Origin of the sequence: Actinomycetospora aurantiaca (assembly GCF_037401875.1) — a bacterium.
Classification (GTDB): Bacteria; Actinomycetota; Actinomycetes; order Mycobacteriales; family Pseudonocardiaceae; genus Actinomycetospora; species Actinomycetospora aurantiaca.
This window is the reverse complement of record NZ_JBBEGN010000002.1, coordinates 225101-251592: the sequence shown is the minus strand read 5'-3', so window position 1 is coordinate 251592 and position 26492 is coordinate 225101. Positions and strand designations below refer to the sequence as shown.

The 26492-nt window shown below is 74.4% G+C and carries 26 protein-coding genes; 10 read left to right on the top strand and 16 right to left on the bottom strand.

Going from position 1 to position 26492, the window contains the following annotated elements; genetic code table 11:
- Positions 1–40 precede the first annotated feature (40 nt).
- Positions 41–1444 (top strand): DNA repair protein RadA, encoded by a 1404-nt coding sequence (radA, locus tag WCD74_RS05755; RefSeq protein WP_337693878.1) that lies wholly within the window; start codon positions 41–43, stop codon positions 1442–1444.
- Here the strand turns inward: radA and WCD74_RS05750 are convergent.
- Entirely contained in the window at positions 1425–2258 is an 834-nt protein-coding gene (locus WCD74_RS05750) for a hypothetical protein (protein ID WP_337693877.1), read from the bottom strand. The two genes, radA and WCD74_RS05750, sit on opposite strands and share 20 nt — an antisense overlap.
- Positions 2259–2349: 91 nt before the next feature.
- On the opposite strand from WCD74_RS05750, the gene WCD74_RS05745 reads away from it, so the two are divergent.
- The 3 genes from WCD74_RS05745 (at position 2350) to WCD74_RS05735 (ending at position 4391) form a co-directional block, all read left to right on the top strand.
- Positions 2350–3234, top strand: a complete 885-nt coding sequence (locus WCD74_RS05745) for an HhH-GPD family protein (protein WP_337693876.1) — start codon at positions 2350–2352, stop codon at positions 3232–3234.
- A 9-nt stretch (positions 3235–3243) separates the two neighbouring features.
- The gene (locus WCD74_RS05740; RefSeq protein WP_018333214.1) at positions 3244–3564 is read left to right on the top strand and encodes an antibiotic biosynthesis monooxygenase family protein; all 321 of its coding nucleotides are present in this window, start codon (positions 3244–3246) and stop codon (positions 3562–3564) included.
- 74 nt (positions 3565–3638) lie between these two features.
- Complete coding sequence (locus tag WCD74_RS05735; protein ID WP_337693875.1) at positions 3639–4391, top strand: SIR2 family NAD-dependent protein deacylase; 753 nt, start codon at positions 3639–3641, stop codon at positions 4389–4391.
- Positions 4392–4396: 5 nt separating this feature from the next.
- Here WCD74_RS05735 and WCD74_RS05730 read toward each other — a convergent pair whose 3' ends face one another.
- Positions 4397–5470, bottom strand: coding sequence for a DNA glycosylase AlkZ-like family protein (locus WCD74_RS05730; RefSeq protein WP_337693874.1), 1074 nt, complete (start codon positions 5468–5470; stop codon positions 4397–4399).
- A 60-nt stretch (positions 5471–5530) separates the two neighbouring features.
- Between WCD74_RS05730 and WCD74_RS05725 the strand changes: the two genes are divergently transcribed.
- From WCD74_RS05725 to WCD74_RS05715, 3 genes are all read left to right on the top strand, one after another.
- Positions 5531–6556, top strand: coding sequence for a YihY/virulence factor BrkB family protein (locus tag WCD74_RS05725; protein ID WP_337693873.1), 1026 nt, complete (start codon positions 5531–5533; stop codon positions 6554–6556).
- Positions 6557–6590: 34 nt separating this feature from the next.
- The gene (locus tag WCD74_RS05720; RefSeq protein ID WP_337693872.1) at positions 6591–7568 is read left to right on the top strand and encodes a helix-turn-helix transcriptional regulator; all 978 of its coding nucleotides are present in this window, start codon (positions 6591–6593) and stop codon (positions 7566–7568) included.
- 279 nt (positions 7569–7847) lie between these two features.
- Positions 7848–8663: a DedA family protein gene (locus WCD74_RS05715; RefSeq protein WP_337693871.1), complete on the top strand. Its 816-nt coding sequence runs from the start codon at positions 7848–7850 to the stop codon at positions 8661–8663.
- A gap of 4 nt (positions 8664–8667) precedes the next feature.
- Here the strand turns inward: WCD74_RS05715 and WCD74_RS05710 are convergent, their stop codons facing one another.
- Together WCD74_RS05710 and WCD74_RS05705 are read right to left on the bottom strand one after the other, a co-directional pair.
- Entirely contained in the window at positions 8668–9090 is a 423-nt protein-coding gene (locus WCD74_RS05710) for a limonene-1,2-epoxide hydrolase family protein (RefSeq protein ID WP_337693870.1), read from the bottom strand.
- Positions 9091–9173: 83 nt separating this feature from the next.
- A complete protein-coding gene (locus tag WCD74_RS05705) occupies positions 9174–11744 on the bottom strand; it encodes an ATP-dependent Clp protease ATP-binding subunit (protein WP_337693869.1) in 2571 nt (856 codons plus the stop codon).
- Positions 11745–12153: 409 nt separating this feature from the next.
- Between WCD74_RS05705 and WCD74_RS05700 the strand changes: the two genes are divergently transcribed.
- The gene (locus tag WCD74_RS05700) at positions 12154–12915 is read left to right on the top strand and encodes an ArsR/SmtB family transcription factor (protein WP_337693868.1); all 762 of its coding nucleotides are present in this window, start codon (positions 12154–12156) and stop codon (positions 12913–12915) included.
- A gap of 11 nt (positions 12916–12926) precedes the next feature.
- On the opposite strand, the gene WCD74_RS05695 is transcribed toward WCD74_RS05700, so the two are convergent.
- From WCD74_RS05695 to exaC, 5 genes are all read right to left on the bottom strand, one after another.
- Entirely contained in the window at positions 12927–13427 is a 501-nt protein-coding gene (locus WCD74_RS05695; RefSeq protein WP_337693867.1) for a TetR/AcrR family transcriptional regulator, read from the bottom strand.
- 113 nt (positions 13428–13540) lie between these two features.
- Positions 13541–13912, bottom strand: a complete 372-nt coding sequence (locus WCD74_RS05690) for a histone-like nucleoid-structuring protein Lsr2 (protein ID WP_337693866.1) — start codon at positions 13910–13912, stop codon at positions 13541–13543.
- A gap of 165 nt (positions 13913–14077) precedes the next feature.
- Positions 14078–14677 carry a cysteine hydrolase family protein gene (locus WCD74_RS05685; protein ID WP_337693865.1) on the bottom strand — a complete coding sequence of 200 codons (600 nt, stop codon included), beginning with the start codon at positions 14675–14677 and terminating at the stop codon, positions 14078–14080.
- 92 nt (positions 14678–14769) lie between these two features.
- On the bottom strand, positions 14770–15210 hold the full coding sequence (locus WCD74_RS05680; RefSeq protein WP_337693864.1) for a DUF779 domain-containing protein: 441 nt from the start codon (positions 15208–15210) through the stop codon (positions 14770–14772).
- Positions 15211–15246: 36 nt separating this feature from the next.
- Positions 15247–16770, bottom strand: coding sequence for an acetaldehyde dehydrogenase ExaC (exaC, locus tag WCD74_RS05675; protein WP_337693863.1), 1524 nt, complete (start codon positions 16768–16770; stop codon positions 15247–15249).
- A gap of 250 nt (positions 16771–17020) precedes the next feature.
- Between exaC and WCD74_RS05670 the strand changes: the two genes are divergently transcribed.
- Complete coding sequence (locus WCD74_RS05670; RefSeq protein ID WP_337693862.1) at positions 17021–18502, top strand: helix-turn-helix domain-containing protein; 1482 nt, start codon at positions 17021–17023, stop codon at positions 18500–18502.
- Here the strand turns inward: WCD74_RS05670 and WCD74_RS05665 are convergent.
- Positions 18459–19661, bottom strand: coding sequence for an MFS transporter (locus WCD74_RS05665; RefSeq protein ID WP_337694259.1), 1203 nt, complete (start codon positions 19659–19661; stop codon positions 18459–18461). The genes WCD74_RS05670 and WCD74_RS05665 overlap by 44 nt on opposite strands.
- Before the next feature lie 163 nt (positions 19662–19824).
- Here WCD74_RS05665 and WCD74_RS05660 point away from each other — a divergent pair, with 163 nt between their 5' ends.
- The gene (locus WCD74_RS05660) at positions 19825–20793 is read left to right on the top strand and encodes a GlxA family transcriptional regulator (protein WP_337693861.1); all 969 of its coding nucleotides are present in this window, start codon (positions 19825–19827) and stop codon (positions 20791–20793) included.
- On the opposite strand, the gene WCD74_RS05655 is transcribed toward WCD74_RS05660, so the two are convergent.
- The 6 genes from WCD74_RS05655 to WCD74_RS05630 form a co-directional block, all read right to left on the bottom strand.
- Positions 20766–21629 carry a type III pantothenate kinase gene (locus tag WCD74_RS05655; protein ID WP_337693860.1) on the bottom strand — a complete coding sequence of 288 codons (864 nt, stop codon included), beginning with the start codon at positions 21627–21629 and terminating at the stop codon, positions 20766–20768. The two genes, WCD74_RS05660 and WCD74_RS05655, sit on opposite strands and share 28 nt — an antisense overlap.
- 32 nt (positions 21630–21661) lie before the next feature.
- Positions 21662–22096 (bottom strand): aspartate 1-decarboxylase, encoded by a 435-nt coding sequence (panD, locus tag WCD74_RS05650; protein ID WP_337693859.1) that lies wholly within the window; start codon positions 22094–22096, stop codon positions 21662–21664.
- Complete coding sequence (panC, locus tag WCD74_RS05645; protein WP_373696035.1) at positions 22096–23013, bottom strand: pantoate--beta-alanine ligase; 918 nt, start codon at positions 23011–23013, stop codon at positions 22096–22098. The genes panD and panC overlap by 1 nt, the downstream gene beginning before the upstream one ends.
- Positions 23010–23957 carry a Rossmann-like and DUF2520 domain-containing protein gene (locus WCD74_RS05640; protein WP_337693858.1) on the bottom strand — a complete coding sequence of 316 codons (948 nt, stop codon included), beginning with the start codon at positions 23955–23957 and terminating at the stop codon, positions 23010–23012. Before WCD74_RS05640 ends, panC begins: the two co-directional genes overlap by 4 nt.
- Before the next feature lie 472 nt (positions 23958–24429).
- Positions 24430–25758, bottom strand: coding sequence for a PrsW family intramembrane metalloprotease (locus WCD74_RS05635; RefSeq protein WP_337693857.1), 1329 nt, complete (start codon positions 25756–25758; stop codon positions 24430–24432).
- Between the two features lie 43 nt (positions 25759–25801).
- Positions 25802–26473, bottom strand: coding sequence for a DUF6779 domain-containing protein (locus WCD74_RS05630; protein WP_337693856.1), 672 nt, complete (start codon positions 26471–26473; stop codon positions 25802–25804).
- Positions 26474–26492 lie beyond the last annotated feature (19 nt).

Genomic DNA, 26492 nt, shown 5'->3' with positions numbered 1-26492 from the left:
CGCGGCGAGGCTGTCGGGGGTTCGCTCTAGTGTTCGAACCGTGAGCACGAAGACCCGCCCCCGCCCCTTCGAGTGCACCGCCTGCGGCCAGACCGCGGCGAAGTGGCTCGGCCGCTGCCCCGGCTGCGGCGGCTGGGGGACGATCGAGGAGGGCCTCCCGGCGACGGCCTCGGTCGGCACCCCCGGCGCGGCCCCGAAGGCGGCCGCGCGCCCGTCGAGCCCCGTCCGGGCCATCGGCGAGGTGGGGCTGGAGTCGGTCGCGTCCCGCCCCACCGGGGTCGGCGAGCTCGACCGGGTGCTGGGCGGCGGCCTGGTGCCCGGCGCGGTGGTCCTGCTCGCGGGCGAGCCCGGGGTGGGGAAGTCCACGCTGCTGCTCGAGGTCGCCGCGCGGCGCGCCCGGGCGGGCGGCACGGTCCTCTACGTCACCGGTGAGGAGTCCGCGGGCCAGGTGCGCCTGCGCGCCGAGCGCACCGACGCCGTCGTGCCGCACCTGTTCCTGTCCGCGACGGCCGACCTGGAGGAGGTCGCCGCGCACGTCGAGGCCGTCGATCCCGGGCTGCTGGTGGTCGACTCGGTGCAGACGGTCGGGTCGGCCGACGTCGAGGGCACGGCCGGCGGCGTGTCCCAGGTCCGCGCGGTCACCTCGGCGCTGGTCGCGCTGGCCAAGCAGCGGGACCTGCCGGTCGTGCTGATCGGTCACGTGACCAAGGACGGCGCCGTCGCGGGCCCGCGCACCCTGGAGCACCTGGTGGACGTGGTGCTGAGCTTCGAGGGCGAGCGCCACTCGACGCTGCGCATGGTCCGCGGGCTGAAAAACCGCTTCGGCCCGTCGGACGAGGTCGGCTGCTTCGAGATGTTCGACGGCGGCATCAGCGAGGTGACCGATCCGACGGGTCTGTTCGTCGGGACGATGACGGGGACGGTGCCGGGCCAGGCGGTCACCGTCGCCATGGAGGGCAAGCGACCGCTGATGGCCGAGGTGCAGGGGCTCGTCGCCAAGGTCGGACCGGAGGGCCAGCCCCGCCGCACGGTGTCCGACCTGGAGTCGTCCCGGGTGCTCAAGGTCCTCGCGGTCCTCCAGCAGCGCTGCCGGGTGTCACTCGCCACGTACGACGTCTTCGCCGCGACCGTCGGCGGGATGAAGCTGCGCGAACCGTCGGCCGACCTCGCGATCGCCCTCGCGATCGCGTCGGCGGTCCGGGAGAAGCCACTGCCGTACGGCACGGTCGTCCTGGGCGAGGTGGGCCTCACCGGGGAGATCCGCCGGGTCCCGGCCACCGACCGGCGGCTCGCGGAGGCGGCGCGGCTGGGCGTCCCGAACGCGATCATCCCGTTCGGGCCGGGCACCGTGGCGCCGCCCGGGATGACGCTGACGCAGGTGGACGACCTCGCGGGAGCGCTCGCGGCCGTCGGGTTGGGGGCCGCTACGACGACGCGATCGTGAACTTCGCGGGGTCGCTGATCGTCCCGTCGAGCCGGGTCAGCAGCTGGTAGGTCCCGGCGGGCACGGCGTCCCGGTCCCCGGGGCAGCCCGGCAGGGAGGTCCGACCGGCCCAGCGCAGCGAGATGACCTGCTCCTGGCCGGGGGCCAGGGTGCGGACGTCCGGATCGCCGCCGGGCGCGCAGTCGTCGCTGCCCCACAGGCCGTCGCCGGCGCTGCGCACCACGGCCATCGCGGTCCGCGCCGGGCCCAGGTCCCGCGTGCAGGGTGCCGTCCCGGTGTTCGTGACGACGAGGCTGAACAGCGGGCGGTCCGCCGCGGCGTAGCTCGACCGGTCGGTCCGCGCGGCGACCTCCAGCGCGGAGTCGGCACACGGACCCGGAGCCGGCGCGGGGGCGCTGCTCGGCGGCGCCGCAGGGGCGGGGGTGGCGGCCCGCCCGAGCCGGGGATCGGTCGACGACGCGCCGAGGAGCGGCGGGGTCGCACCGCCGCTCGGGCCCGCGGGCTCGGCCCCGGGCAGCACCGGCGCCGGCGCCGGGTCGGTGCCCGACGGGGCGGCCGCCGCCGGCGGTGCGCCGAGCTGACCGAGCGCGGCCGAGCCGCCGGGCGGCACCGCCAGGGCGCTGCGGGAGGCGACCGGGGACGGCGGGGCCTCCGCCGGGGTCGGCGCGGCGACCACCTCGTCGGGGTCGTCCGCGGACAGCGCCGCACCGAGCACCCACGTCACGAGGGCGAGCACGAGGACGGACACGATCGCGGCGACGGCCCGCCGCCGCCAGTACACCGACGGCGGGAGCGGTCCCACCGGCTCCAGCATGTGACGCACCGTAGAAGTGGAGTCGCGCAGCGCGATCGCCCCGCGCCGGGCCGGATCCCGAACTCACCCACCCGAGGGGCAGGATCAGCCGGTGCCCGCGCACTCAGCCGTCGCTGACCGGCTCCTCCCCTGGTTCGCCGCCCACGCCCGCGACCTCCCGTGGCGGGAGGACGGCGTGACCGGCTGGGGCGTCCTGGTCAGCGAGATCATGCTCCAGCAGACGCCGGTGGCCCGCGTGGACCCGATCTGGCGGGAGTGGCTCGCGCGCTGGCCCCGGCCCTCGGACCTCGCGGCCGCGCCGACCGCAGAGGTCCTGCGCGCGTGGGGGAAGCTGGGCTACCCGCGCCGGGCGCTGCGTCTGCAGGCGGCGGCCGCCGTCATCGCGGCCGAGCACGGCGACGTCGTCCCGGACGACGTCGACACCCTCCTCGCCCTGCCCGGCATCGGCGCCTACACCGCCCGCGCGGTCGCCGCCTTCGCCTACGGCCGCCGCTGCCCGGTGGTCGACACCAACGTCCGCCGGGTCGTCGCGCGCGCCGTGCACGGCCGGGCCGAGGCCGGTGACGCCGCCGCCCGCGACCTGCCCGACACCGAGGCGCTCCTGCCCGCCGACGAGGCCGAGGCCGCCCGCACCTCCGCCGCGCTCATGGAGCTGGGCGCCTGCGTGTGCGTGGCCCGGGGCCCGCGCTGCGCGGACTGCCCCGTCACCGACCTCTGTGCGTGGCAGCAGGCGGGCCGTCCCGCGTGGGACGGGCCCGTGCGCAGGGGCCAGCGCTGGGCCGGCACCGATCGCCAGGTGCGCGGGCGGCTGCTCGACGTCCTCCGCGGCGCCTTCGGCCCCGTCGACGCACCCGCCCTCGAGGCCGCGTGGCTCACCGACCCCGCCCAGCGCGCCCGCTGTCTGGACTCCCTGCTCGTCGACGGGCTCGTCGAGCAGCTGGCCGACGGCCGGTTCGCTCTCCCGGGCGAGACGTAGGCTCGGGGCATGGCCGTCGTGAAGATCAATGCCATCAAGGTCCCCGAGGGCAACGGCCCGGAGCTGGAGCGTCGGTTCGCCGCGCGCGGCGAGGCGATCAAGGACACGCCCGGTTTCCTGGGCTACGAGCTGCTGCGCCCGAGCGCGGGCGACGACCGCTACTTCGTCTACACCCGCTGGGAGTCCGAGGAGGCGTTCGCCGCCTGGCGCGACGGCGGGGCCGCCGCGGCCGCGCACGCCGGCGAGCGTAAGCAGCCGGTGTCCTCCGGTGCGGACCTCATGGAGTTCGAGGTCGTGCTGTCCGTCGGCAAGCCCGGCGGGGAGTCCTGAGCCACCCCGACGTCGAGCGCGCCGCGGACCTCCTGCGCGGCGCCTCGGCCCTCGTCGTCGCCGCCGGCGCCGGCATGGGCGTCGACTCCGGGCTGCCGGACTTCCGCGGCCCGGAGGGGTTCTGGCGGGCCTACCCGCCGTACCGCCGCCTCGGGCTGCGGTTCGAGGAGCTGGCCGACCCGGAGCACTTCGACGACGACCCCGAGCTCGCCTGGGGCTTCTACGGCCACCGGCTGGCGCTGTACCGCGCGACGGTGCCGCACCCCGGGTTCGACGTCCTCCTGCGCTGGTCGCGCCGCCTGCCCACGCGGGTGTTCACGTCGAACGTCGACGGGGCGTTCCAGGCGGCCGGCTTCCCCGACGAGGCCGTGGTCGAGTGCCACGGCGCGATCGGCACGCTGCAGTGCACCCGCCCGTGCTCGGAGGCGACGTGGTCCGCCGAGGGCCGCGACGTGGCGATCGACGAGGAGACGATGCGGGCCCGCCCGCCGCTGCCGACCTGTCCCCGGTGCGGCGCGGTCGCCCGCCCGAACATCCTGATGTTCGGTGACGGCTCGTGGGTGCCGGGCGTGCACGCGGAGCGGACGGCGGAGCACCGCGCGTGGCTCCGGCGGCAGGACGAGCTCGCCGTGATCGAGCTCGGCGCCGGGACCGCGGTGCCGACCGTCCGGCGGCACGCGGAGCTCGCCTCGGCGGCGTCGGGACGGCTGGTCCGGGTGAACGTGCGCGAGCCCGACGTGCGGCACGGCCGCGGGGTCGGGCTCGCCGCCGGCGCGCGGGAGACACTCCCCGCCCTGGACGACCTCCTGCGCGACGCCTGGACCTGAGCCCGTCACGAGACCGAGACGCCGCCCAGCCGCAGCCCCCGGGCCGCCGCGACCCGCGCCGCCTCCTCGTCGAGCAGGTCGCGGGGCAGCGCCCCGGACGCGGTGACGGCCAGGGTCAGCTTCTTCCCCGACGCCGTCGGTCGCCAGGTCCCGACGACGTCGGTGCCCGCCAGCACCGCGCCCGGGTGCCCGAGCGCCGGCCACAGCGCACGGCGTCGCCCGGCGTCGGGGACGAGCAGGGCGCGGTCACGGGCCGAGAGCAGGGGGTCGAACGGCGGGAGCAGGCGCAGACCCGGCGGAACCGGCGGGTCGGTCAGCCGGTCGACCGCGTCGGGCGCCATCCAGGCGCGGCGGCCCTCGACCCGCACCGCCACGAGTCCCGCCGCCTCCACCGCCGGGGCCAGGGCCCCGGCCGACGTCCCGGCCCACGCGGCGAGGTCCGCGGTGGTCGCGGGTCCGAGCACGCGCACGGCCGCCGTCACGAGCTCGGCCACGTCCTCGGGGGCGCCGACGCCGGACGGGCGGACCCAGCCCGGCGGCGCCGGGAGCGCGCGCAGCGTCCGCCCGCCGTCGAGCGTGATCCCGGCGGGCAGGCCGGCCAGCCGCAGCAGCTGGTCGAACACGTGCCACACCCCGCACGACGGGCAGTCGCGCTGGAGCTCGCGGGGCAGCTCGCGGCTGACCGCCGTCGACACCTCGCCCTTGGTCATCGGGCCCGCGACGACGGCCTGCAGCACCTCGGCCGTCCGGTCGATCCCGGCGAGGGCGGGGAACGCGGCGGACTGCTCCGTGGTCCAGATCAGCCGGGCCATGGCGTCGGTCTCGGAGAGCGGCCGCAGCCGGCGGGCCCACGCGGCGAGGTCCGAGGTGTGCCGGTGGGGGGCGCCGCGATGGGTCCACGCGAGCTCGCCGTCGAGTGCGGCGCCCTCGGGCAGGCGGGCGGCGAGCGCGACGGGGACCGACGACTGGTGGTGCTGCACGCCGAGGTCGAGCACCGCCGCGGCGTCCGCCACCGAGCGACGGTGCAGGCCCTGCGCGTGGATGCGGTACGCGATCGCCGCGTCGCGGGAGACGTCCATCGGGTCAGCCTGCCGGGTCCCGACTGACACCTGCTGTCAGGTCGGGCGATGATGTGTCCCGTGAGCTCCGTGCGTGCCGTGCCCGAGACCACGGACATGCACGGGCAGGACCTGTCGGCCGACGACGCGTGGCACACCACCCGCCGGGTCGGCCTGATGACGCTGCTGCGCACCTCGTTCCTGCGGTTCCGCTACGGCGACGGCTTCAGCCACGCCCGCGCCTTCGCCCTGCAGCTCGCCCTCGCGACCGTGCCGCTGATCATCGCCGGCAGCGGCCTCGCCACCGCGATCGGCGCGGAGTCGGTGGCGCAGGTCGTCGCCCGGACCGTCGTGGCGGTGTCGCCCGGCTCGGGTGACCAGCTCCTGGCCGACGTGGTCGCGCGGGGCGCGGAGGGACCGGCCGCCGGAGGCGACGAGGACGACGACGGGCCGGGCGAGAACCTGGGCGAGCTCGCGGTCGCGTTCGGGCTGGTGACGGCGTTCGTGGCGATGACGAGCGCGTTCGCGCAGCTCGAGCGCGGTGCGAACCGGGTGTACGGCGTGGAGCGGGACCGGCCGGCGCTGCGCAAGTACTCCCGCGCCGCCCTGCTGACCGCGACCGCCGGGACCGCGCTCGGGGTCGGGCTGGTCCTGATCGTCGCGGGCGGGCCGTTCGGCGACGCCATCGAGGAGGTCTACCGCTGGGGCGACGCGGCGGAGACCGTGTGGGACGTCGTGCGCTGGCCGGTCGGCCTCGGAGCGCTGATCGTCGCGGTGACGACGCTGTTCCGGTTCGCGCCCCGGCGCAACCAGCCGGCCCTCTCCTGGCTCGCGCTCGGGGCCGGGCTGACGGTGGCGGTGTGGCTGGTGGCGTCCGGCGCGATCGCGCTCTACGTGTCGGTCTCGGGGGAGTTCTCGGCGACCTACGGCCCGCTCGCCGGGATCATGGTGCTGCTGCTCTGGGCGTTCGTCACCGGCGTCGCCCTGCTCGCCGGGCTCGCGGTCTCCGCGCAGCTGGAGGCGGTCCGGGCGGGCGTGACCGACCCGCTGCTCGTCGACGCCGACGACGACGGGGTCCCGGACGAGCGCGCCGTGACGGGTAGCTGACATGAGCTGTCAGGTGATGGGGTAGGACTGTGGCGTGCGCGCCAGTCGGTTGCTCTCCGCGCTGATGCTCCTGCAGACACGCGGGCGCATGACCGCGCGCGAGCTCGCCGACGAGCTCGAGGTCTCGATCCGCACCATCTATCGCGACATGGACTCGCTCGCCGGGTCCGGCGTCCCGATCTACGCCGACCGCGGTCCCGACGGCGGGTACTCGCTGCTCGAGGGGTGGCGCACCCGGCTCACCGGGATGTCGGCCGAGGAGGCCGACTCACTGGCGCTCGCGGGGATGCCCGCGGCCGCGGCGGAACTCGGGCTCGGGCGGGTCCTCGCGACGGCGCAGCTCAAGGTCCAGGCCGCCCTGCCGGACGAGCTCGCGGAGCGCTCCCGCCGCATCGCCGAGCGCTTCCACCTCGACGCCCCCGGGTGGTTCCGCGAGGCCGACCACGTCCCCACGCTCACGGGCATCGCCGACGCGGTGTGGAACCAGCGGGTGGTGCGGGTCCGGTACGTGCGGTGGGGCGCCGAGGAGGTCGAGCGGGAGCTCGAGCCGCTCGGCGTCGTCCTCAAGGGCGGTGTCTGGTACCTCGTGGCGCAGCCGTCCGGAGGTGGACCGGCGCGCACGTACCGGATCACCCGGGTGCTGGCGCTGGAGACGCTGGACGCCCGCTTCGACCGCCCGGAGGGCTTCGACCTGTTCCGGTACTGGAACGAGGCGTCCGCGGCGCTGACCGCCACGCTCTACCAGGCGGAGGCGGCCGTACGGCTCTCGCCGTGCGCGATGGAGCTCGCGCCCGCGGTGCTCCGTCCGCACACCGCGCGGGCGCTGGCCGAGCGGTCGTGGCCGGTGGACGACGACGGGTGGACCTGTGCGGTGATCCCGATGGAGTCGATCGCGGCCACTCGGTCGGAGCTCCTGGGGCTCGGCGCCGAGATCGAGGTCGTGTCCCCGCCGCCGCTGCGCGAGCAGATGGCGGAGGCCGCGAAGGGACTGGCGGCGCTCTACGGGTCGTAGGGCCGGGTGTGCGTCGCGCACACGGTCCGGGCGGCTCATGCTCTGGCCGGCCGGCGTCGGCTCCCCGCGACAAGGTGACACGGCCGCGGGCGATCGCCCCGACCGGCACGCCGAGTGCGACGTGACGCAGGTTCTGATGCCAGAGAAGCTGCATGGTGTCGCACTCGGCGGGAGACGCTGTGCGCCCCGCGACCGACGATCTCGACACACGGGTGTGAACCGCACTCCGCTACCGTCGGCGGGGACGGCGGACGGGCCGCCGGGGGAACGAGGGCCGACGTGTCCGAACGGGACGAGACGCCGACCGCGCAGGAGCCGGAGCAGCCCCAGCCCGAGCCCGCGGCGCCACCACGGTCCCGGTGGCGTCGGCAGTACAGCCCCGAGGAGATCGAGGCCGCGAAGCAGCAGTGGCGCGACATGCGGCCGTGGGACAGCCCGATGGCCCGTGCCGACAAGGTGCTGATCGGCTGCATGGTCGGTGCCTTCGTCCTGGCGATGACCACCCTGCCGCTGCGCCCGTTCCTGCTCGCCTCGCACCCCACGGCCCTCGCCGCGGTGACCGGCAGTTCGTCGGCCGTCGGCGCCGGGGCGGCGTTCGCCCGGATCGGCCAGGCGGACCTGTGGCTGGTGATCGTCGCGGGCATCGTCGGGAAGATCAAGTTCGACTGGCTGTACTGGTGGGCCGGACGACGCTGGGGCGCGAAGGGAGTCCGGTTCTTCGTCCCCTCCGACCGGGCCGCCCGCTTCGTGGAACGCGTCCGGGCGTGGCCGATGTGGGCGATGTTCCTGGTCGTCGTGGTGGCCGCGCTCCCCGGCATCCCGTCGGTGCTGGCCTACCTCCTGGCGGGACTCGCCGGCCTGTCCCTCGGGGCGTTCCTCGTCGCGAGCGTCGTCGGCGCCGGCATCATGACCGGCCTCGTCGCCGGGCTCGGCTACGCGCTCGGGCAGTCCGCGGTGGACGTCGTGCTGCTGATCGACCGGTACGCGCTGTGGATCAGCCTGTCCATCGCGGTGTTCATCGCGATCTCCGCGGGCCGCGCCCAGAGCAAGCGGCAGAAGCAGCAGGCAGCGGTCGCGGCCACCCCGGAGAGCTGACCAATCAGCGGGAGCGCAGCGCCGCCCAGACGCCCCGGGCCACCCCGGACACGGCGGCGCGGGTGACGTCGGCCCAGTCGAAGTAGTCCCGCCACAGCGTGATGCGCCCGTCGCGGACCTCGAAGGTGCCGCACACCCAGAAGGCGATGCGGACGCGGCCCGCGATCGCGACGTCGGTCCGCTCGGTCAGCACCGTGGTGCCGTTCGCCGCGAGCCGGTGGGTGTGGATCTCGAACCCGGTGAGCGGCCGCGCCATCGACCCGAGCACGCGCAGCGTCGCTGCGCGTCCGTGGGCGGCCGGCAGGGACACGTTCTGGTAGACGACGTCGGGGTCGAGCAGCGCCCCGACCGCGTCGACGTCGAGCCGGGCGAGGGCGGCGAGGAAGGTCTCGACGACCTCCGCCTCGGTGGTCGTGGGAGCGGTCATGCCCCGTCTGTGCCCACGACCCCGGACACACGAACGCCCCAGCCACCACGAGGGTGGCCGGGGCGTCGTGCGTCAGGAGCGGATCAGCCGGCGTCGGCCTGGTCCGACGGGCCGGAGGTACCGGCCGTCGCGACCTCGGGGGTGTCCGGCACCGGGGTGGGCTTGGCCTCGCCCCGGAACGTGAACTTCGCCGACTCCGGGGCGGCCTTGGTGACGCCCTTGTCGTCGACCTCGGGGGTCCAGCCCTCGACGTCCACGAGCACGATCTGGCCGGGCTCGATCTCCCCGAACAGGATCTTCTCTGACAGCTGGTCCTCGATCTCGCGCTGGATCGTGCGACGCAGCGGACGCGCGCCGAGCACCGGGTCGAAGCCGCGCTGCGCGAGCAGCTTCTTCGCGTTGTCGGTGAGCTCGATCGACATGTCCTTGTTCTGCAGCTGCTTCTCGGTGCGCCCGATGAGCAGGTCGACCATCTGGACGATCTCCTCCTCGCGCAGCTGGTGGAACACGATGATGTCGTCGATGCGGTTGAGGAACTCGGGACGGAAGTGCTTCTTCAGCTCGTCCGTGACCTTGTTCTTCATCCGCTCGTAGTTCGACGACGTGTCCGCGCCGGACTGGAAGCCCAGCCCGACCGCCTTCGAGATGTCCTGCGTGCCGAGGTTCGAGGTGAACACGATGACCGTGTTCTTGAAGTCGACGACGCGACCCTGACCGTCGGTGAGACGGCCGTCCTCGAGCACCTGCAGCAGGGTGTTGTAGACCTCGGAGTGGGCCTTCTCGATCTCGTCGAACAGGACCACCGAGAACGGCTTGCGGCGCACCTTCTCGGTGAGCTGGCCGCCCTCCTCGTAGCCGACGTACCCGGGAGGGGCACCGAAGAGCCGCGAGGCGGTGTACCGGTCGTGGAACTCGCCCATGTCGATCTGGACGAGGGCGTCGTCGTCACCGAACAGGAACTCGGCGAGCGCCTTGGTCAGCTCGGTCTTCCCGACGCCCGAGGGCCCCGCGAAGATGAACGACCCGGACGGACGCTTCGGGTCCTTGAGGCCGGCCCGCGTGCGGCGCATCGACTGCGAGACCGCCTTGACGGCGTCCTCCTGGCCGATGATCCGCTTGTGGAGCTCGTCCTCCATGCGGAGCAGACGGGTCGTCTCCTCCTCGGTGAGCTTGAAGACGGGGATGCCGGTCCAGTTGGCCAGCACCTCGGCGATCAGCTCGTCGTCCACCTCGGCGACGACGTCGAGGTCACCGGACTTCCACTGCTTCTCGCGCTCGGACTTCTGGCCGAGGAGCTGCTTCTCCTCGTCGCGCAGGCGCGCGGCCTTCTCGAAGTCCTGCGCGTCGATCGCCGACTCCTTCTCACGACGCACGTCGGAGATCTTCTCGTCGAACTCGCGCAGGTCCGGCGGCGCGGTCATGCGGCGGATGCGCATGCGGGCGCCGGCCTCGTCGATCAGGTCGATCGCCTTGTCCGGCAGGAACCGGTCGTTGATGTAGCGGTCGGCCAGGGTGGCCGCCGCGACCAGCGCCGGGTCGGTGATCGAGACGCGGTGGTGCGCCTCGTACCGGTCGCGCAGGCCCTTGAGGATCTCGATGGAGTGGGCCACCGAGGGCTCCCCCACCTGGATCGGCTGGAAGCGGCGCTCGAGCGCGGCGTCCTTCTCGACGTGCTTGCGGTACTCGTCGAGGGTGGTCGCCCCGATGGTCTGCAGCTCGCCGCGGGCCAGCATCGGCTTGAGGATCGAGGCGGCGTCGATCGCGCCCTCGGCGGCACCGGCACCCACGAGGGTGTGGAGCTCGTCGATGAACAGGATGATGTCGCCGCGGGTGCGGATCTCCTTGAGGACCTTCTTCAGGCGCTCCTCGAAGTCACCGCGGTAGCGCGAGCCCGCCACGAGCGACCCGAGGTCGAGCGTGTAGAGCTGCTTGTCCTTCAGCGTCTCGGGGACCTCGCCCTTGACGATGGCCTGGCCGAGGCCCTCGACGACGGCGGTCTTGCCGACGCCGGGCTCGCCGATGAGGACCGGATTGTTCTTGGTCCTCCGGGAGAGGACCTGCATGACCCGCTCGATCTCCTTCTCCCGGCCGATGACCGGGTCCAGCTTGCCCTCGCGGGCGGACTGGGTGAGGTTGCGACCGAACTGGTCGAGCACGAGCGAGCTCGACGGCGTGCCCTCGCCGCGCTGGCCGCCGGACTCCGCGGGCTCCTTGCCCTGGTAGCCCGAGAGCAGCTGCAGCACCTGCTGGCGCACGCGGTTGAGGTCCGCGCCGAGCTTGACGAGGACCTGGGCGGCGACGCCCTCGCCCTCGCGGATCAGCCCGAGCAGGATGTGCTCGGTGCCGATGTAGTTGTGGCCGAGCTGCAGCGCCTCGCGCAGCGACAGCTCCAGCACCTTCTTGGCGCGCGGGGTGAACGGGATGTGACCCGAAGGGGCCTGCTGGCCCTGGCCGATGATCTCCTCGACCTGCTGGCGCACGCCCTCCAGGGCGATGCCCAGCGACTCGAGCGCCTTCGCGGCGACGCCCTCGCCCTCGTGGATCAGCCCGAGCAGGATGTGCTCGGTCCCGATGTAGTTGTGGTTGAGCATCCGGGCCTCTTCTTGGGCCAGGACGACCACCCGCCTCGCGCGGTCGGTGAACCTCTCGAACATGCGTCACTCCTGACTGCTGCGCCGGCGGACTCCCGCGCACTCCCCCGCCGCCCCGCAGGACGGCGGACCTCTCGCGGACCCTGGCTGGTGCCCACACCGTGACCGAGCACCGTACGACCATCCTAGTCGCCGTGACCGACACGACCCGGTGTCGGCGGTTGCCGCACCGTGACGCCAGCCACGTCGATCTCCGATGACCGATCCTGCTCGCCCGGCCACCACTCGTGACCGTGCTCGTGCCAACGATGCCCGTTCACCCGCTGTTCCGGGAAGGCGTTCGCTACCGGAGAAACGCCGGATCGGGTGTTTCGACGGGCCGCGAGCAGATCCTGCACACGGGCCCGGCCCAGGGGCACCGGAACCGGGACTTCGCCGCCCGACGAACCGTGCCGCGCCTACCGTGCCTGCCATGACCGCCACCGGGGACGCCGATCTCTCCGTGGTCGCCGCCGCCCTCGGCGACCGCGGCCGGGCACGGATGGTGCTGGCCGTGACCGACGGCCGGGCCCTGCCGGCGTCGGTGCTCGCCGCCGAGGCCGGGGTCGCGCCCGCCACCGCGAGCGCCCATCTAGGCCGGCTGGTCGACGCCGGGGTCCTGCGGATGGAGCGGCACGGCCGCTTCCGCTACTACCGGCTGGCCGGACCGGAGGTGGCGGACCTCGTCGAGGCGCTGGGCCGGGTGTCGCCGGCGCAGCCGGTGCGGTCGCTGAAGGAGGGCACGCGCGCGCACGCGCTGCGGCTCGCCCGCGCCTGCTACGACCACGTCGCGGGCCGCCTCGGGGTGGCACTCACCGACGCCCTGCTCGACGCCGGACACCTCGTCGGCGGCGACGGCACCGACTCCGGGCGCCGCGACGGCGACCGCCTCCCCGGCCTGGACGTCGTCGACTACGCGCTCTCGGCGGACGGCCGGTCGGCGCTCGCCGCGATGGACGTGTCGGTGCCCGACGCCGCCGCGCCGGTGCGGTGCTGCGTGGACTGGACCGAGCAGCGCCACCACGTCGCGGGCCCGCTCGGCCGGGCCCTGCTGACGACGATGACCGACCGCGGATGGTTGCGCCCGGCCCGTCGCAGCCGCGCGCTGACCGTCACCGACACCGGCCGCACCGCGCTCGTCGACGCCCTCGGGCTCGTCTGGCCGCCGCCGCACGGCCCGGACCGGGTCGCCTGACGCCGGGGCGCTCAAGCGTCGAGGGCGGCCATCCCGGCGCGGGTGATCTCCTCGACGAGTCCGGCGCGGGAGAGCGGGACCGCGCCCGCGAGCCAGCGGGTGACGAGGTGTGTGGTCCCCGAGACCAGGAGGACCGCCGCGGTCCGGTGGCGCGGGCGGTCCGCCGACCCGGGGCCGAGGAGCAGGACGTGGGTGAGGAGCAGGTCGGCGAACTCGTCGACGCGCTCGTCCCGGCGCGCCAGCAGCACCGGCAGCGCCGGGGACTCGACGTAGAGCCGGGCCACGCGGGCGTCCGCGTCGAGGGTGCCGACGAGGGTGTCGACGGTGGCGGTCGCCCGGGCCCGCGAGTCCGGGCCGATCGGGTCGAGCGCCGTCACGATCGCGGCGTGCAGGGCGTCGTACAGGTCGTCGGCGACCACCCCGAGGAGCTCGTCGCGGTCGGTGAACGCCTCGTAGAAGTAGCGCTTGGTCAATCCGGCGCGGGCGCACACCGCCTCCGCGGTCACGCCCACGACGCCCACCTCGCCGACCACGTCGAGGCAGGCGTCGCGCAGGCGCGCCCGTCGTTCGGCCCGCCGCTGCTCGGCGGAGCGCCCCCGGTAGGTCCGGGAACCGGTGTCCGGGGTCAGCCGTGCGCCTTGTGGTAGGCCTCGCTGACCTCCGAGGGGATCCGGCCCCGCTCGGAGACGGTGTACTCGTTCTTGCGCGCCCACTCCCGGATGGCCTGGTTCTGCTCCCGGTCCACCGAGGCCCGGCCGCCGCCCTTCCGGGCGGGAGCCGCCGGCGCGGACGCCGCGCGCCCGCCGCCGGAACGCCGTCGACCGGAGACCTTGCGGGCGTGGGCCACGTAGTCGGCCAGCTCGTCGCGGAGCTTCGACGCATTCGCGTCCGACAGGTCGATCTCGTAGGTGGTCCCGTCGATCCCGAACTCGACGGTCTCGTCGGCCTCGGACTCGTCCAGGTCGTCCACGAGGGACACGACCACTTTCTGCGCCACGCGTTGAATTCCTTCCACGACCCCCGAACGGCCGGTCGCGCGTCACCGCGCGCCGCGAACCGGAATGGTTCGCGGCGCAGCGTAAATGCGACTACGTCGCCGTGTCGAGGCGGGTCCCGGGTGACGGGCGGCGCAGAAAGAAAGCGTGTGAACGATGTGAACGACTCAATCGGGCACGGCCGACGCGTCCGGAACGACGACCGCGAACATGTCCGAGAGCGCCGCCAGGCTGGCGGACTGCAGCGACGCCGCCTCGACGACCCCGTCGGGGCCGGGCAGCGCCCGGGTGGCCGTGGCGGCGGCCACGACGGTCGGGGCGAAACCGAGGGTGAACGCACTGCGCGCGGTGGAGTTCACGCACATGTGCGTCATGAACCCGGCGAGGACGAGGTTCTGAACCCCGGCACCGCGCAGGTGCTCCTCGAGGTCGGTGTGCGCGAACGAGCTCGGGTAGTTCTTGACCACGCGGTGCTCGCCGGCGCGCGGGGTAACCGCGTCGACGATCGCGCCGATCTCGTCGTTCGTGTCGTAGGGCGTCCCGGCGCCGGCCTCGTGCTGGACGTGCACGATCGTCGACCCGGCGGCGCGGGCGCGCTCGAGCAGGCGGGCGGCCTCCTCGATGGCCGGCTCGACCTTCTCGAGCGCCATCACGCCGCGCGTGTAGGTGTTCTGCAGGTCGATCATGATCAGGGCGGAGCCGGCCAGCGACGCCGGGGCGTCGGGCATGCCGGTCAGCTCGCGCAGGGTGGTGCTGGGCTCGGTCACGGCGGATCTCCTCGTCGGGAATCGTCTCGGGACAAACGAAGGGCACCCCGGCCGGTGGCCAGGGTGCCCTCGTGCGGCACTGCGCGGAAGCGCTACGCCCCCTCGAGGGCCCGCCATTCGTCGTCGCTGAACAGCCGTGAGCGGATGATGAACCGGACGCCCTCCGGCGCCTCGACGCTGAACCCGCTGCCGCGTCCCTTGACGACGTCGACGGTGAGGTGGGTGTGCTTCCAGTACTCGAACTGCGACGCCGACATGTGGAAGCCGATCGGGCGCTCGAGCCCCTCCACGCTCAGGTCACCGAGGTGCACGTCCTGGCCGCCGAGCTTGAAGTCCCCGTCCGGATAGCACATCGGGGCGCTGCCGTCGCAGCACCCGCCGGACTGGTGGAACATCAGCGGGCCGTGGACGTCGGTGAGCTGCACCAGGAGCTCGGCGGCCGCCGGGGAGAGCGCCACGCGGGCGGTCGTCCCCGAACCCGGCACCTCCGGCACCTGCTCGGTGACGTCGGTGCTCGTGCTGATCTCACTCATCGGCGCATTCCTCCTCGGCGTCGGCACGGGCCTCGATCAGAAGAAGCCCATCGCGTTCTGCGAGTAGCTCACCAGCAGGTTCTTGGTCTGCTGGTAGTGGTCGAGCATCATCTTGTGGTTCTCCCGACCGATACCCGACTGCTTGTACCCGCCGAACGCGGCGTGCGCCGGGTACTGGTGGTAGTTGTTCACCCAGACCCGACCGGCCTGGATCGCGCGGCCGGCGCGGTAGGCGGTGTTGGTGTCGCGCGACCACACGCCGGCACCCAGCCCGTAGAGCGTGTCGTTGGCGATCGACATGGCGTCGTCGTAGTCGGAGAACTTCGCGACCGAGAGCACCGGACCGAAGATCTCCTCCTGGAAGATCCGCATCGAGTTGTCGCCCTCGAAGATGGTCGGCTGGATGTAGTAGCCGCCCGCGAGGTCGCCCCCGAGGTCGTTCTTCTCACCGCCGGTGAGGATGCGCGCGCCCTCCTGGCGACCGATGTCGATGTAGGACAGGATCTTCTCGAACTGGTCGTTCGAGGCCTGCGCGCCGATCATCGTGTCGGTGTCGAGCGGGTTGCCCTGCTTGACCTGCTCGGTGCGCTTGACCGCCTGGGCCAGGAACTCGTCGTAGTGGCCCTGCTGGATGAGCGCCCGCGACGGGCAGGTGCAGACCTCGCCCTGGTTGAGGGCGAACATCGTGAAGCCCTCGAGGCACTTGTCGTAGAACGCGTCGTTCTGCGCCGAGACGTCGTCGAAGAAGACGTTCGGGCTCTTCCCGCCGAGCTCCAGCGTCACCGGGATCAGGTTCTCCGAGGCGTACTGGGAGATCAGGCGCCCGGTCGTGGTCTCGCCGGTGAAGGCGATCTTGCGGATGCGCGGCGAGGACGCGAGCGGCTTGCCCGCCTCGACACCGAAGCCGTTGACGATGTTCAGCACCCCGGCGGGGATGAGGTCGCCGATGACGTCCATCAGGACGTGGATCGAGGCCGGGGTCTGCTCGGCCGGCTTCAGGACGACGGCGTTGCCGGCGGCCAGGGCCGGGGCCAGCTTCCAGATCGCCATGAGGATCGGGAAGTTCCAGGGGATGATCTGCCCGACCACGCCCAGCGGCTCGTGGAAGTGGTAGGCGACCGTGTCCTCGTCGATCTGGGAGAGCGAGCCCTCCTGGGCGCGGATGGCGCCGGCGAAGTAGCGCAGGTGGTCGATCGCGAGCGGGATGTCCGCGGCCAGCGTCTCGCGGCAGGCCTTGCCGTTCTCCCAACTCTCGGCGATGGCGATCTTCTCGAGGTTGGCCTCGATGCGGTCGGCCATCCTGTTCAGGATGTTGGCGCGCTCGCCGACCGACGTCCGGCCCCAGGCCGGAGCGGCGGCGTGGGCGGCGTCGAGGGCCTTCTCGACGTCGTCGGCGGTGCCGCGGGCGACCTCGGTGAAGGTGTGACCGGTCACCGGGGTCGGGTTCTCGAAGTACTGCCCCTTGGCCGGGGCGACGTACTCGCCGCCGATGTAGTGGTCGTACCGGGGCTTGAAGCTGACGACGGAGCCGTCGGTGCCCGGGGCCGCGTACGTGGCCATCGTGGATCCTCCCGGAGGGGTCGAGCGTGCGTGTTCTCCACACGAGGCCGTGGCGCACGACGTGCGCCGCCTCTGTGACGCAGGACGCTATGGAGGCAGGGGTTGCAACGACGTTGCACCGCTCCTGCGGGCCGATCACCGCTCCTGCTCCGCGTGTGCGGAAACACTGCACCGGTCAAGCAAGGCTTCCCTTACTGCCCCTCGGGCCTCAGGATGGAGGCTTGGCCCGGCGAGGTCCACGAGGTGGTGGATGACGACGTACTCCGGCCCGGACGCCTGGGGGGATCCGGTCGAGCGTGCCGCGCTGCTCGCGCGCGTGCGCGACGCGGTGCTGGGCGGCGGGCGGGCCGAGATCGACCCGCGGACGGTGGTCTCCGACTCGTGGCGCCGCTCGTTGGCCGCGCACGTCGACCCGGACCACGGGGCACCCACCCACGTCTACGACGACCGCGAGCTCGCCGCGGTGCGCGAGAACCACCCGCTCTCGCCGGTCCTGCCCGTGCTGCGCAGCACGCTGCTGGAGATCGCCGACGAGGCGATGCACGTCATGATCGTGACCGACGCCCAGGGGCACATCCTCTGGCGCGAGGGCGCCGCCGGGATGCTGCACCTCGCCGACGACCTCGAGCTCGCCGAGGGGTTCCGCTGGAGCGAGGACTCCGCGGGGACCAACGCGATGGGCACCTCGCTCGCCGCCGACGGAGCGGTGCAGATCCACTCGTCCGAGCACCTGGTCGCGCAGTACCACCGCTTCACCTGCGCGGCCGCCCCGATCCACGACCCGGAGACCGGGGAGGCGGTCGGGGCGGTGGACCTCACCGGCCCCATCCGCACCTTCCACCCGAGCACCCTCGCCCTGGTCACCGCGGCCGCCCGGCTCGCCGAGCACCACCTCGCGACGCGCCAGGCGATCCGGGACGAGCGGCTGCGCACCCTGAACCTCCCCCACCTCACCGGCCTGGACGCCCCCGGCGCCCTGCTCAGCCCCGCCGGCCGCGTCCTCGCCGCCACCCCGCACGGCTGGATCGACGAGCGCGTGACGCTGCCCGGCGCGGGGGACCGCGTGGCGCTCGGCGACCACGGCGAGGGCGTCGTCGAGCCCCTCGCGGAGGGCTGGCTGCTCCGTCTCGAACGCCCGTCGGGGGTCCGGGTCCGGTCGACCCTCGCGCTGCCCTTCCTCGGCGTCCCCCGCCCGGTCGCCCGGCTCGACGGCCGCCCGGTCCGCCTCGGGGCCCGGCACGCCGAGCTGCTCGCGCTGCTGGCGATGCACCCCGAGGGGCTGTCCGCGGACGCCCTCGCGGTCGAGCTCTACGGCGAGCGCGGCAACCCGGTGACGGTGCGGGCCGAGATGCACCGGCTGCGCACGCTGCTCGACGCCGTCCCGAACGGCACCGGGGTGGTCAAGCCGCAGCCCTACCGCATCGACGCACGGGTCGACGCGGACTTCCTGACCCTGCGCGACACCCTGCGCGCCGGCGCCGTGCCGGACACCGCCCTGATCGGACGCGGCGAGCTGCTCCCGACCTCCGACGCGCCCGGCGTCCGGGCCCTGCGCGACGAGCTCGACGTCGGCGTCCGGCGCGCGGTGCTGCGCGGCGGCGACACCGCCGCCCTGTGGGCGCTCGCCCGCACCCCGGCCGGGCGGGAGGACGCGGAGCTCGTGCACCGTCTGCTGCACGTCCTCCCGGTCAGTGATCCACGGCGCGCGGAGCTGGACTCGTCCGACGGGTGATCGCGAGCGACAGCACCGCCGCGACCGCGCACAGCGCCCCCGCGCCCCACCAGGCGCCGTCGTAGCTGCCGGTGGTGTCCCGGACGACGCCGGCGCCGAACGCCGCGAGCGCCGAGCCGATCTGGTGCGAGGCGAAGACCCAGCCGAACACGATCGGCCCGCGGGCCCCGAACCGCTCCCGGCACAGGGCCACGGTCGGCGGCACCGTCGCGACCCAGTCCAGGCCGTAGAAGACGATGAATGCCCACATCGGCGGCACCGTCGTCGGCGCGAGGAGCAGCGGGAGCACCAGCAGCGACGCGCCGCGCAGCACGTAGTAGACCGCGAGCAGCCGTCGCGGGTCCCACCGGTCGGTGAGCCAGCCGGACAGCACGGTCCCGACGACGTCGAAGACCCCGACCACCGCGAGCAGCCCGGCCGCCGTCGTCGCGGGCATGCCGTGGTCGTGCGCGGCGGGGACGAAGTGCGTGCCGAGCAGCCCGACCGTCGTCGCCCCGCAGATCGCGAAGCCCCCCGCCAGCAGCCAGAACGTCCGGGTCCGGGCCGCCTCCCCGAGGACCGTCACGGCTCGCCGGGCGGCGCCACCGGTGACGGGTGCGTCCTCGTCCGGGCCCTCGGCGCCGTGCGCCACCGCGCCCACGTCGCGCGGCCGGTCACGGAGGAACAGCACCACCACCGGGACGACGACGAGCGCGCCGGCCGCGACCACCAGCGACGCGGCCCGCCAGCCCACGCTCTCCGACAGCGACGCCATGAGCGGCAGGAACACCAGCCCGCCTGCGGCCTGCGCCGCCGTCAGCACCCCGCTGACCAGGCCCCGTCGCGCGACGAACCAGCGCCCGGTCACCGTTGCCACGAACGCGAGCGCCATCGACCCGGTGCCGACCCCGACCAGCACGCCCCAGAGCAGCATCAGCTGCCAGACCTGCGCCATGAACACCGTCAGCCCGCTGCCCGCCGCGACGAGCAGCAGGGCCCACGAGACCACCCGCCGCATCCCGAAGCGCTCCATGAGCGCGGCCGCGAAGGGCGAGATGACGCCGTAGAGCACCAGGTTGATCGACACGGCGGTGGAGATCGTGGCGGTGGACCAGCCGAACTCGTCGTGCAGCGGGGCGATCAGCACCCCGGGCGCGGAGCGGAACCCCGCGGCGCCCATGAGGGCGACGAACGCGGTCGCGGCGACGGCCCAGGGCCACCAGGTGGTGCGGGTCCGCGGGCCTCTCGGCGCGGCCTCGATCTCGGTCACGAGCGACCACGATGCCCGGCCGCCCGCCCTGCCGACCAGTGGCAGGAACGCCAGAGCGTGTCAGAATCCGGCCATGGCGCATGTCGTGGCGGTGCTCGCCCTCCCACCGGTGGTCGGGTTCGACCTGGCGATCCCGCCGCAGGTCTTCGGCACCGCCGAGCGCGACGGGCGCCCGCTCTACGACGTCCGGGTCTGCGGCCTCGAGCCCGGACCGGTCGCGACGACGGCGGGCTACGCGCTGCACCTGGACCACGGGCGCGAGGCGCTCGCGGCGGCGGACACCGTGATCGTGCCGGGCACCCACTACGTCCCGGCCCGCCGCGACGGCGTGCTGCCGCCCGAGGTGCACTCCGCGCTCGCCACCGTGCGGCCCGGAGCCCGCTGGATGTCGATCTGCACCGGCGCGTTCGTGCTGGCCGCGGCAGGACGTCTCGACGGGCGGCGGGCCGCCACGCACTGGGCGCGGGCCGACGAGCTGCGGCGGCTGCACCGTGACGTCGAGGTCGACGAGGACGTGCTGTTCGTCGACGACGGCGACCTCGCCACCTCCGCCGGTCTCGCGGCGGGCATCGACCTGTGCCTGCACGTGCTGCGGCGCGACCACGGCGCGGCGGTGGCCACCGAGGTCGCCCGGCACCTCGTGGTGGCCCCGTGGCGCAGCGGCGGGCAGGCGCAGTTCATCGAGCGCCCGCTGCCCGCCGACGACGGCGGGTCGACCGCGCCCACCCGCGTCTGGGCCCGGGAGCACCTCGCCGACCCGCTCGACGTCGCCGCCCTCGCCCGGCACGCCCGCATGAGCACGCGGACGTTCGCCCGCCGGTTCCGCGCCGAGACCGGCACCTCCCCGCACGCCTGGGTCCTCGCTCAGCGGGTCGCCCGCGCCCGGCACCTGCTCGAGTCCACCGACCTCCCGATCGACCGGGTCGCGGCCGACGCGGGTCTGGGCACGACCTCGTCCCTGCGCGCCCACCTCGCGGCCGACGTGGGGCTCTCGCCCGTCGCCTACCGCCGCACCTACCGGGCGTCGCCGCGGGCGTCCTGAGGTCGCCGGGCACGGCGTTCCTCGCGGGCCCGGGCCGCCTCCTGCACGCGCCCGAAGACCAGACGCAGGCCCTGGAGCGTCAGGTCCGGCACGTGGTGGGTCACCGTCGTGCACTCCGGGGCGACGACCGGTGCCAGCCCGCCGCACGCGACCACGGCCACCGGGCCGCGGCCCGCCGCGTCCTTGGCCACGACCTCCTCGCCGAGCCGGCGCACGAGCCCGTCGACCATCGCGGCCGCCCCGAGCACGAGCCCGACCTGCATGCTCTCCACCGTCGACCGGCCCAGCACCGAACGCGGCGCGACCAGCTCCACCGGGCGCAGTCCCGCGGCCCGGGCGGCCAGCGCGTCCGCAGACACCGCCACGCCGGCCGCGATCGCCCCGCCGAGGAACTCCCCGCCGGCCGAGACGGCGTCGACGGTCGTCGAGGTCCCGAACGTCACGACCACGCACGGTCCGCCCAGGAGCTGGTGGGCGGCCAGGGCCTGGACGACGCGGTCCGCCCCGACCTCCTTGGGGTTGTCCACGAGCAGCGGCACCCCGGTGCGCACGCCCGGCTCGACCAGCACGTGCGGCACGCCCGCGAAATGCTTGCCGAGCATGCCGCGCAGCTCGCGGAGCAGCGCGGGCACGGTCGACAGCGCGGCCACGCCGTCGACCTCGGCCAGCAGCGGACCGAGCATCCCGCGCACGGTCAGCGCGAGCTCGTCGGCGGTGGCCCGGCGCTCGGTGCGGATCCGCGCGTCCCAGCGGGCGACGGCCGGGTCGTCGTCGTCCGACGTCGGGTAGAGCGCCAGGGCCGTCTGCGTGTTGCCGACGTCGATGCAGAGCAGCACGCCCGCTCCCCCCGGTCGCTCCGCTCGCCCCGTCAGTTCAGCGCGGCGGCCCGCGTGCCCGGCACCAGCAGCGACGCCTCCGGGGCGTCGGCCGGCACGAACGTCGGGTCCGACCCCTGGTCGAGGACGCGGTTGCGGTCGTCGACGAACACGACGCGCGGGGCGTAGGTGCGCGCCTCGGCGTCGTCCATCTGCCCGTAGGCGATGAGGATGACGAGGTCGCCGGGGTGCACCAGGTGCGCCGCGGCGCCGTTGATCCCGATGACGCCGGAGCCGGCCTCGCCCGGGATCACGTAGGTCTCCAGGCGGGCCCCGTTGGTGACGTCGACGATCGCCACCTGCTCCCCCTCGAGCAGGTCCGCCGCCGCCATCAGGTCGGTGTCGACGGTGACCGAGCCGACGTAGTGCAGGTCCGCGTCGGTGACCGTCGCCCGGTGGATCTTGGACTTGAGCATCGTGCGCAGCATCAGACTCTCTCCGTCACCGAGACGTGGGCGTTGTCGATCAGGCGGGTGCCGCCCAGGCGGGCGGCGATCAGCAGGCGGGCATCCCCGATCTCCGGGGTCGGCCCGAGGTCGGGGTCGCGCAGCTCGACGTAGTCGACCTCGAGCGCGGGCTCGCTCGCGAGGACCTCCCGCGCGGCCGCGACGACGGCGGCGGCGCCCTGCTCGCCGGCATACTGCCCGGCCGAGAGCGCGGCGGAGATCGTCACCGCCTGCTGCCGCTGCGTCGCGTCGAGGTAGGCGTTGCGGCTCGACCGGGCGAGCCCGTCGGTCTCGCGCACGGTGGGCACGCCGACGACGTGCACGTCGATGTCCAGGTCCCGCACCATGCGGCGGATTAGCGCCAGCTGCTGCCAGTCCTTCTCGCCGAAGAACGCGACGTCGGGGACGCAGACGGCGAACAGCTTGTTGACCACCGTCAGCATCCCGTCGAAGTGCCCGGGGCGGGCGGCGCCCTCGAGCTGGTCCCCGAGCGGGCCGGGGTCGATCGACGTGGCGAACCCGGGCGGATACATCGTGTCGACCTCGGGCGCGAACACCAGCTCGACCCCCTCCTCCCGGCACATCTCGAGGTCGGCCTCGAAGGCGCGGGGGTAGCGGTCGAAGTCCTCGGTCGGCCCGAACTGGCGCGGGTTGACGAAGATCGACACCACGGTGGTGGAGCCGGGGATCGAGCGGGCGCGGCGCATCAGCTCGCGGTGCCCGTCGTGCAGGGCGCCCATGGTCGGCACGAGGGTGACCCGCCGGCCGCCGCCGCGCAGCGCCTTCGTCACGCGGCGCAGGGTGTTCGGGTCGGCGTGGACGGTGAGCCCGTCCTTCGCGAACCGCGGCTTCGGGCGCCCGAGCAGGTCGTGGGTGCGCAGGCTGGAGGGGCGGGTCACGGCGTGGGCCTCTCGACGGTGTCGGCGACCGCGGTGAACTCGTCGTCGCCGATCAGCCCGCCCGCGTGGGCCCGCTCGGCGGTGCGGCGGGCGAGGGCGCGGTAGAGCTCGGCGGACTCCGGGGCGCGGGCGTCCAGGTGGCGGAGATGGGTGGCGACGGTGCCCGCGTCCCCGCGGACGACCGGCCCGGTCAGGGCGCGGTCCCCGAGGCGCAGGGCGTTGTCGAGGGCCGCGGACAGCAGCGGGGCGAGCACCCGCTCGGCCGGCTCGATCCCGGCGTCGCGCAGCAGGTCGGTGGCCTCGCGGACGAGTGTGATGAGGTGATTCGCGCCGTGGGCGAGCGCCGCGTGGTAGAGCGGGCGCATCTCCTCGGGGATCCGCACCGGCTCGGCGCCGATCTCCACGACGAGCGCCTCCCCCACGAGCCACGCGGCCTCCGCGTCCTCGCTGGGGCCGCTGTTCGCCGTGACCCCGACGCAGGCGCCGGAGAGCCGGGTGACGTCCTCCGCCCGCCCGGTGATCGTCATGGCGGGGTGCAGGGCGATCGGCAGGACGTCGTGCTCGGCGGCGGGGCCGAGCACGCCCACGCCGTGCGAACCGCAGGTGTGCACGAGGATCTGCCCGGGACGCAGGCACCCCGAGGCCGCGAGCCCGCGGACCAGTCCTGGCAGCACGTCGTCGGGGACCGCGAGCAGCGCCAGGTCGGCCCGCCGCACCACCTCGTCGGGCGGCAGGATCTCGGCACCCGGCAGCAGCGCCTCGGCGCGGGCGCGGGAGGCGCGGGACACCGCGGAGGCGGCGACGACCGTGTGGCCGGCGGCCGCGAGCGCCGCTCCCATCACGGAGCCGACCCGCCCGGCGGAGACCACGCCGACGTCGAGGCGCGCGGGCCTGGGCCCGGCGTCCCCCTGGCGGGAGCCGGCGTCTCTGCCGGAGGCGTTCACGAGGACACCCCTTCACCACGGTCGTCGTTCCCGTCCCGCGGGTGCGCGGGTACCGGACGATGCGCCCGCGAGGGTAGACGCGCGCGGTCGTGGGAGTGGCGGGCCGGTGATCGACGCGACACCCGGGTGGGGCCGTGTCAGCGGTGGCACACGGCTGACGCCCGACGTCAGGGATCCGCCACGCTCGCCGCCGGAGGTCAGCTTGTCGCGGGGAATCCCAGCGACAGGGCCCGCCGCGTCGGCTTGTCGCGGTCTCCATCCGCTCACCGCCCACCTTGTCGTTGGGAATCGCAACGACAAGGTGGAGCCCGGGCGCCGGGAAGCCGCGACAAGCCGGTCGATCCACGCTGCAGCGGCACCTGGAACGTCAGCAGCTCACCACACGACCGTGTCGGCGTCGACGCATCGTCAGGCGAGCCGTCGGAGGTGCCTCGGGGTGCTTCTCGATGCGGCCCACCTCGGCGTCGGCCGCTCAGTAGTGCGGCGGCGGCTGCTGCCAGGGTCCGGACGGCGGGTACTGCGCCGGGTTCGGTGCCGACGGGGGCTGCTGCTGCCAGGGTCCCGACGGCGGGTACGGCTGCTGCTGCGGGGGCCGCGGCGGTCCGGGAGGACCGGCCGTCGGGAAGGGGCCGGTCGGGGGACGCGGCGGACCGGGCGGGGGCTGCTGCGGGACGCCGGGGGCGTTCACCGCCGCCATCCGGGTCCGGACGACGTTGTCGAGCAGCTCGGCGTGCCAGCGCGGGTCCGGCGGGATGGCGCCCCGCTCGGCGCGGGCTCGCAGGAAGGCGAGCTCGGAGACCGCGTGCTGGTAGTGCACGACGGCGGCGGCCGCGGGTTTCCCGGCGGTGCGCCGCACGGCAGTGAGCCAGCGACGGCGGCCGGACATGCTGCCCAGCAGCGGGACCTCGCTCTCCGCGATCCAGCCGGCGGCGGCGAAGCCCGGCATCTGGCGGGCGAGGACCTCCTTCTCCCGGCGCCGCTGCCACACCACCAGGGCGATGAGCGCCAGGAACAGCGGCACCATGATCAGGATGTAGATGCCGAAGAAGCCCGGGCCGAGCTGCGTCGCGGAGTTCCACAGGGCGTGCAGCACGACGGCGAGCACGTAGCCGAGCAGGATCGCCCCGGCCCCCAGCGCCCGCGACCGCACGCTCGCGGCGATGCCGACGCCGATCCCGGTCATCGCGGTGAACAGCGGGTGCGCGAACGGGGAGAGCAGGCCGCGCAGGATGAAGGTCGCGATGACCCCGGCGACCGGCGCCGAACCGTCGTCGGTGAAGGCGCGCCCGAAGTAGATGATGTTCTCGGTGAACGCGAAGCCGGCGCCGACGAAACCCGCGTAGACGATCCCGTCGACGATGCCGTCGAACTCGCGGCGCCGGAACAGCAGCAGCCCGACGACGAACGCGCCCTTGACGAACTCCTCGACCAACGGCGCCGAGATCACGGCACCGACGACGTCGCCCTGCCCCTGCCCGAGCAGGAGCTCCGCGGCCAGGACCGCGCTGGAGTTGATGATCAGCGCGACGAGGGCGGCGAACCCGGCGCCCCAGAGGAACGCCGTCAGCAGGAGCCGGGGCGGTTCGGGCTCCCAGCGGTCGATCCAGGCGAAGGCGAGCAGCACCGGACCCACCGGCAGCATCGCGCAGATCGCGCCGACGATGACGCCGCCGGGCCCGATCTCGGTGCTCGCGAGCCCCACCGCCGCGAGCGCACACACCCCGAGCACGATCAGCCCGACGACGGGCCAGACGAGCGTGCGGCGCTGTTGGGGAGCGAGCCGGACGGGGGAGGCGATCACCCTGCCGCAGGGTAGTGGCTGGCAGGCGCGAGGGCGGGACGGATCAGCGCGGCGGCCGGCGCCTGCGGTCCTCGGCGTGCGCGGCGAGCAGCTCGGCCACGGTGCGGCCGCCGTTCCCGCGCCCCGGCGCCGACGGGTGCGAGACCTCGTTGACGTGCTGGCGCGGCAGTCGGGACGGGTCCGGGGCGTCGGGCCGCGACGGTGGAGTCGGGCGACGGGTGTGGCCCTCGGAGGCGACGACCTGCAGGGGCGGCGGTTGGGCGACCGCCCGGGTCTCGGCGTTCTCCAGGTGCGAGCGCAGCCGTTCGATCTCGGCGCGCAGCCCGGCCATCTCCTGCCCGGCCTCGGCGGCGACCTCGCGGCGCACCGTCTGCTCCACGGTCAGTTCGTGCTCGCGGCGGGCGTCGATCTCGGCGTTCAGCTCGAGCTCGTACGTGCGGCGCATCGACTCGATCTCGCGGTCGGACACGTCGCCTCCCTGACCGCTGCGCCGGGCGAGCGCGGCGACCGCGAGCAGCGCCGCCCACAGCCCGGCGACCACCCCGAGCCGGAGCATCCGCGGGTCCTCGGCGAACACGACCGTCACGGCGGCGACGCCCGCGAACACCGCGGTGGCGGTGAGCAGCACGCGGACCACGGGGTCCCCGGCGCGTCCTCCGCCGGGGGCCGGGGACGGACGGGACCCGCGTCGCCGGTCCGGCCCGGGGGCTGCCATGCCGGAGAGCCTACCGACC

Excerpts from the sequence above, each read along its gene's own strand:
- WCD74_RS05740 (WP_018333214.1), top strand. The coding sequence starts at position 3,244 with ATGGCCGTCGTGAAGATCAATGCCATCAAGGTCCCCGAGGGCAACGGC.
- WCD74_RS05660 (WP_337693861.1), top strand. The coding sequence starts at position 19,825 with ATGGCGCATGTCGTGGCGGTGCTCGCCCTCCCACCGGTGGTCGGGTTC.
- WCD74_RS05710 (WP_337693870.1), bottom strand. The coding sequence starts at position 9,090 with ATGACCGCTCCCACGACCACCGAGGCGGAGGTCGTCGAGACCTTCCTC.
- WCD74_RS05700 (WP_337693868.1), top strand. The coding sequence starts at position 12,154 with ATGACCGCCACCGGGGACGCCGATCTCTCCGTGGTCGCCGCCGCCCTC.
- exaC (WP_337693863.1), bottom strand. The coding sequence starts at position 16,770 with ATGGCCACGTACGCGGCCCCGGGCACCGACGGCTCCGTCGTCAGCTTC.
- WCD74_RS05705 (WP_337693869.1), bottom strand. The coding sequence starts at position 11,744 with ATGTTCGAGAGGTTCACCGACCGCGCGAGGCGGGTGGTCGTCCTGGCC.
- WCD74_RS05680 (WP_337693864.1), bottom strand. The coding sequence starts at position 15,210 with ATGAGTGAGATCAGCACGAGCACCGACGTCACCGAGCAGGTGCCGGAG.
- WCD74_RS05665 (WP_337694259.1), bottom strand. The coding sequence starts at position 19,661 with ATGGGCGCCGCGGGGTTCCGCTCCGCGCCCGGGGTGCTGATCGCCCCG.
- WCD74_RS05750 (WP_337693877.1), bottom strand. The coding sequence starts at position 2,258 with ATGCTGGAGCCGGTGGGACCGCTCCCGCCGTCGGTGTACTGGCGGCGG.
- WCD74_RS05735 (WP_337693875.1), top strand. The coding sequence starts at position 3,639 with ATGGGCGTCGACTCCGGGCTGCCGGACTTCCGCGGCCCGGAGGGGTTC.
- WCD74_RS05730 (WP_337693874.1), bottom strand. The coding sequence starts at position 5,470 with ATGGACGTCTCCCGCGACGCGGCGATCGCGTACCGCATCCACGCGCAG.
- panD (WP_337693859.1), bottom strand. The coding sequence starts at position 22,096 with ATGCTGCGCACGATGCTCAAGTCCAAGATCCACCGGGCGACGGTCACC.
- WCD74_RS05670 (WP_337693862.1), top strand. The coding sequence starts at position 17,021 with ATGACGACGTACTCCGGCCCGGACGCCTGGGGGGATCCGGTCGAGCGT.
- WCD74_RS05630 (WP_337693856.1), bottom strand. The coding sequence starts at position 26,473 with ATGGCAGCCCCCGGGCCGGACCGGCGACGCGGGTCCCGTCCGTCCCCG.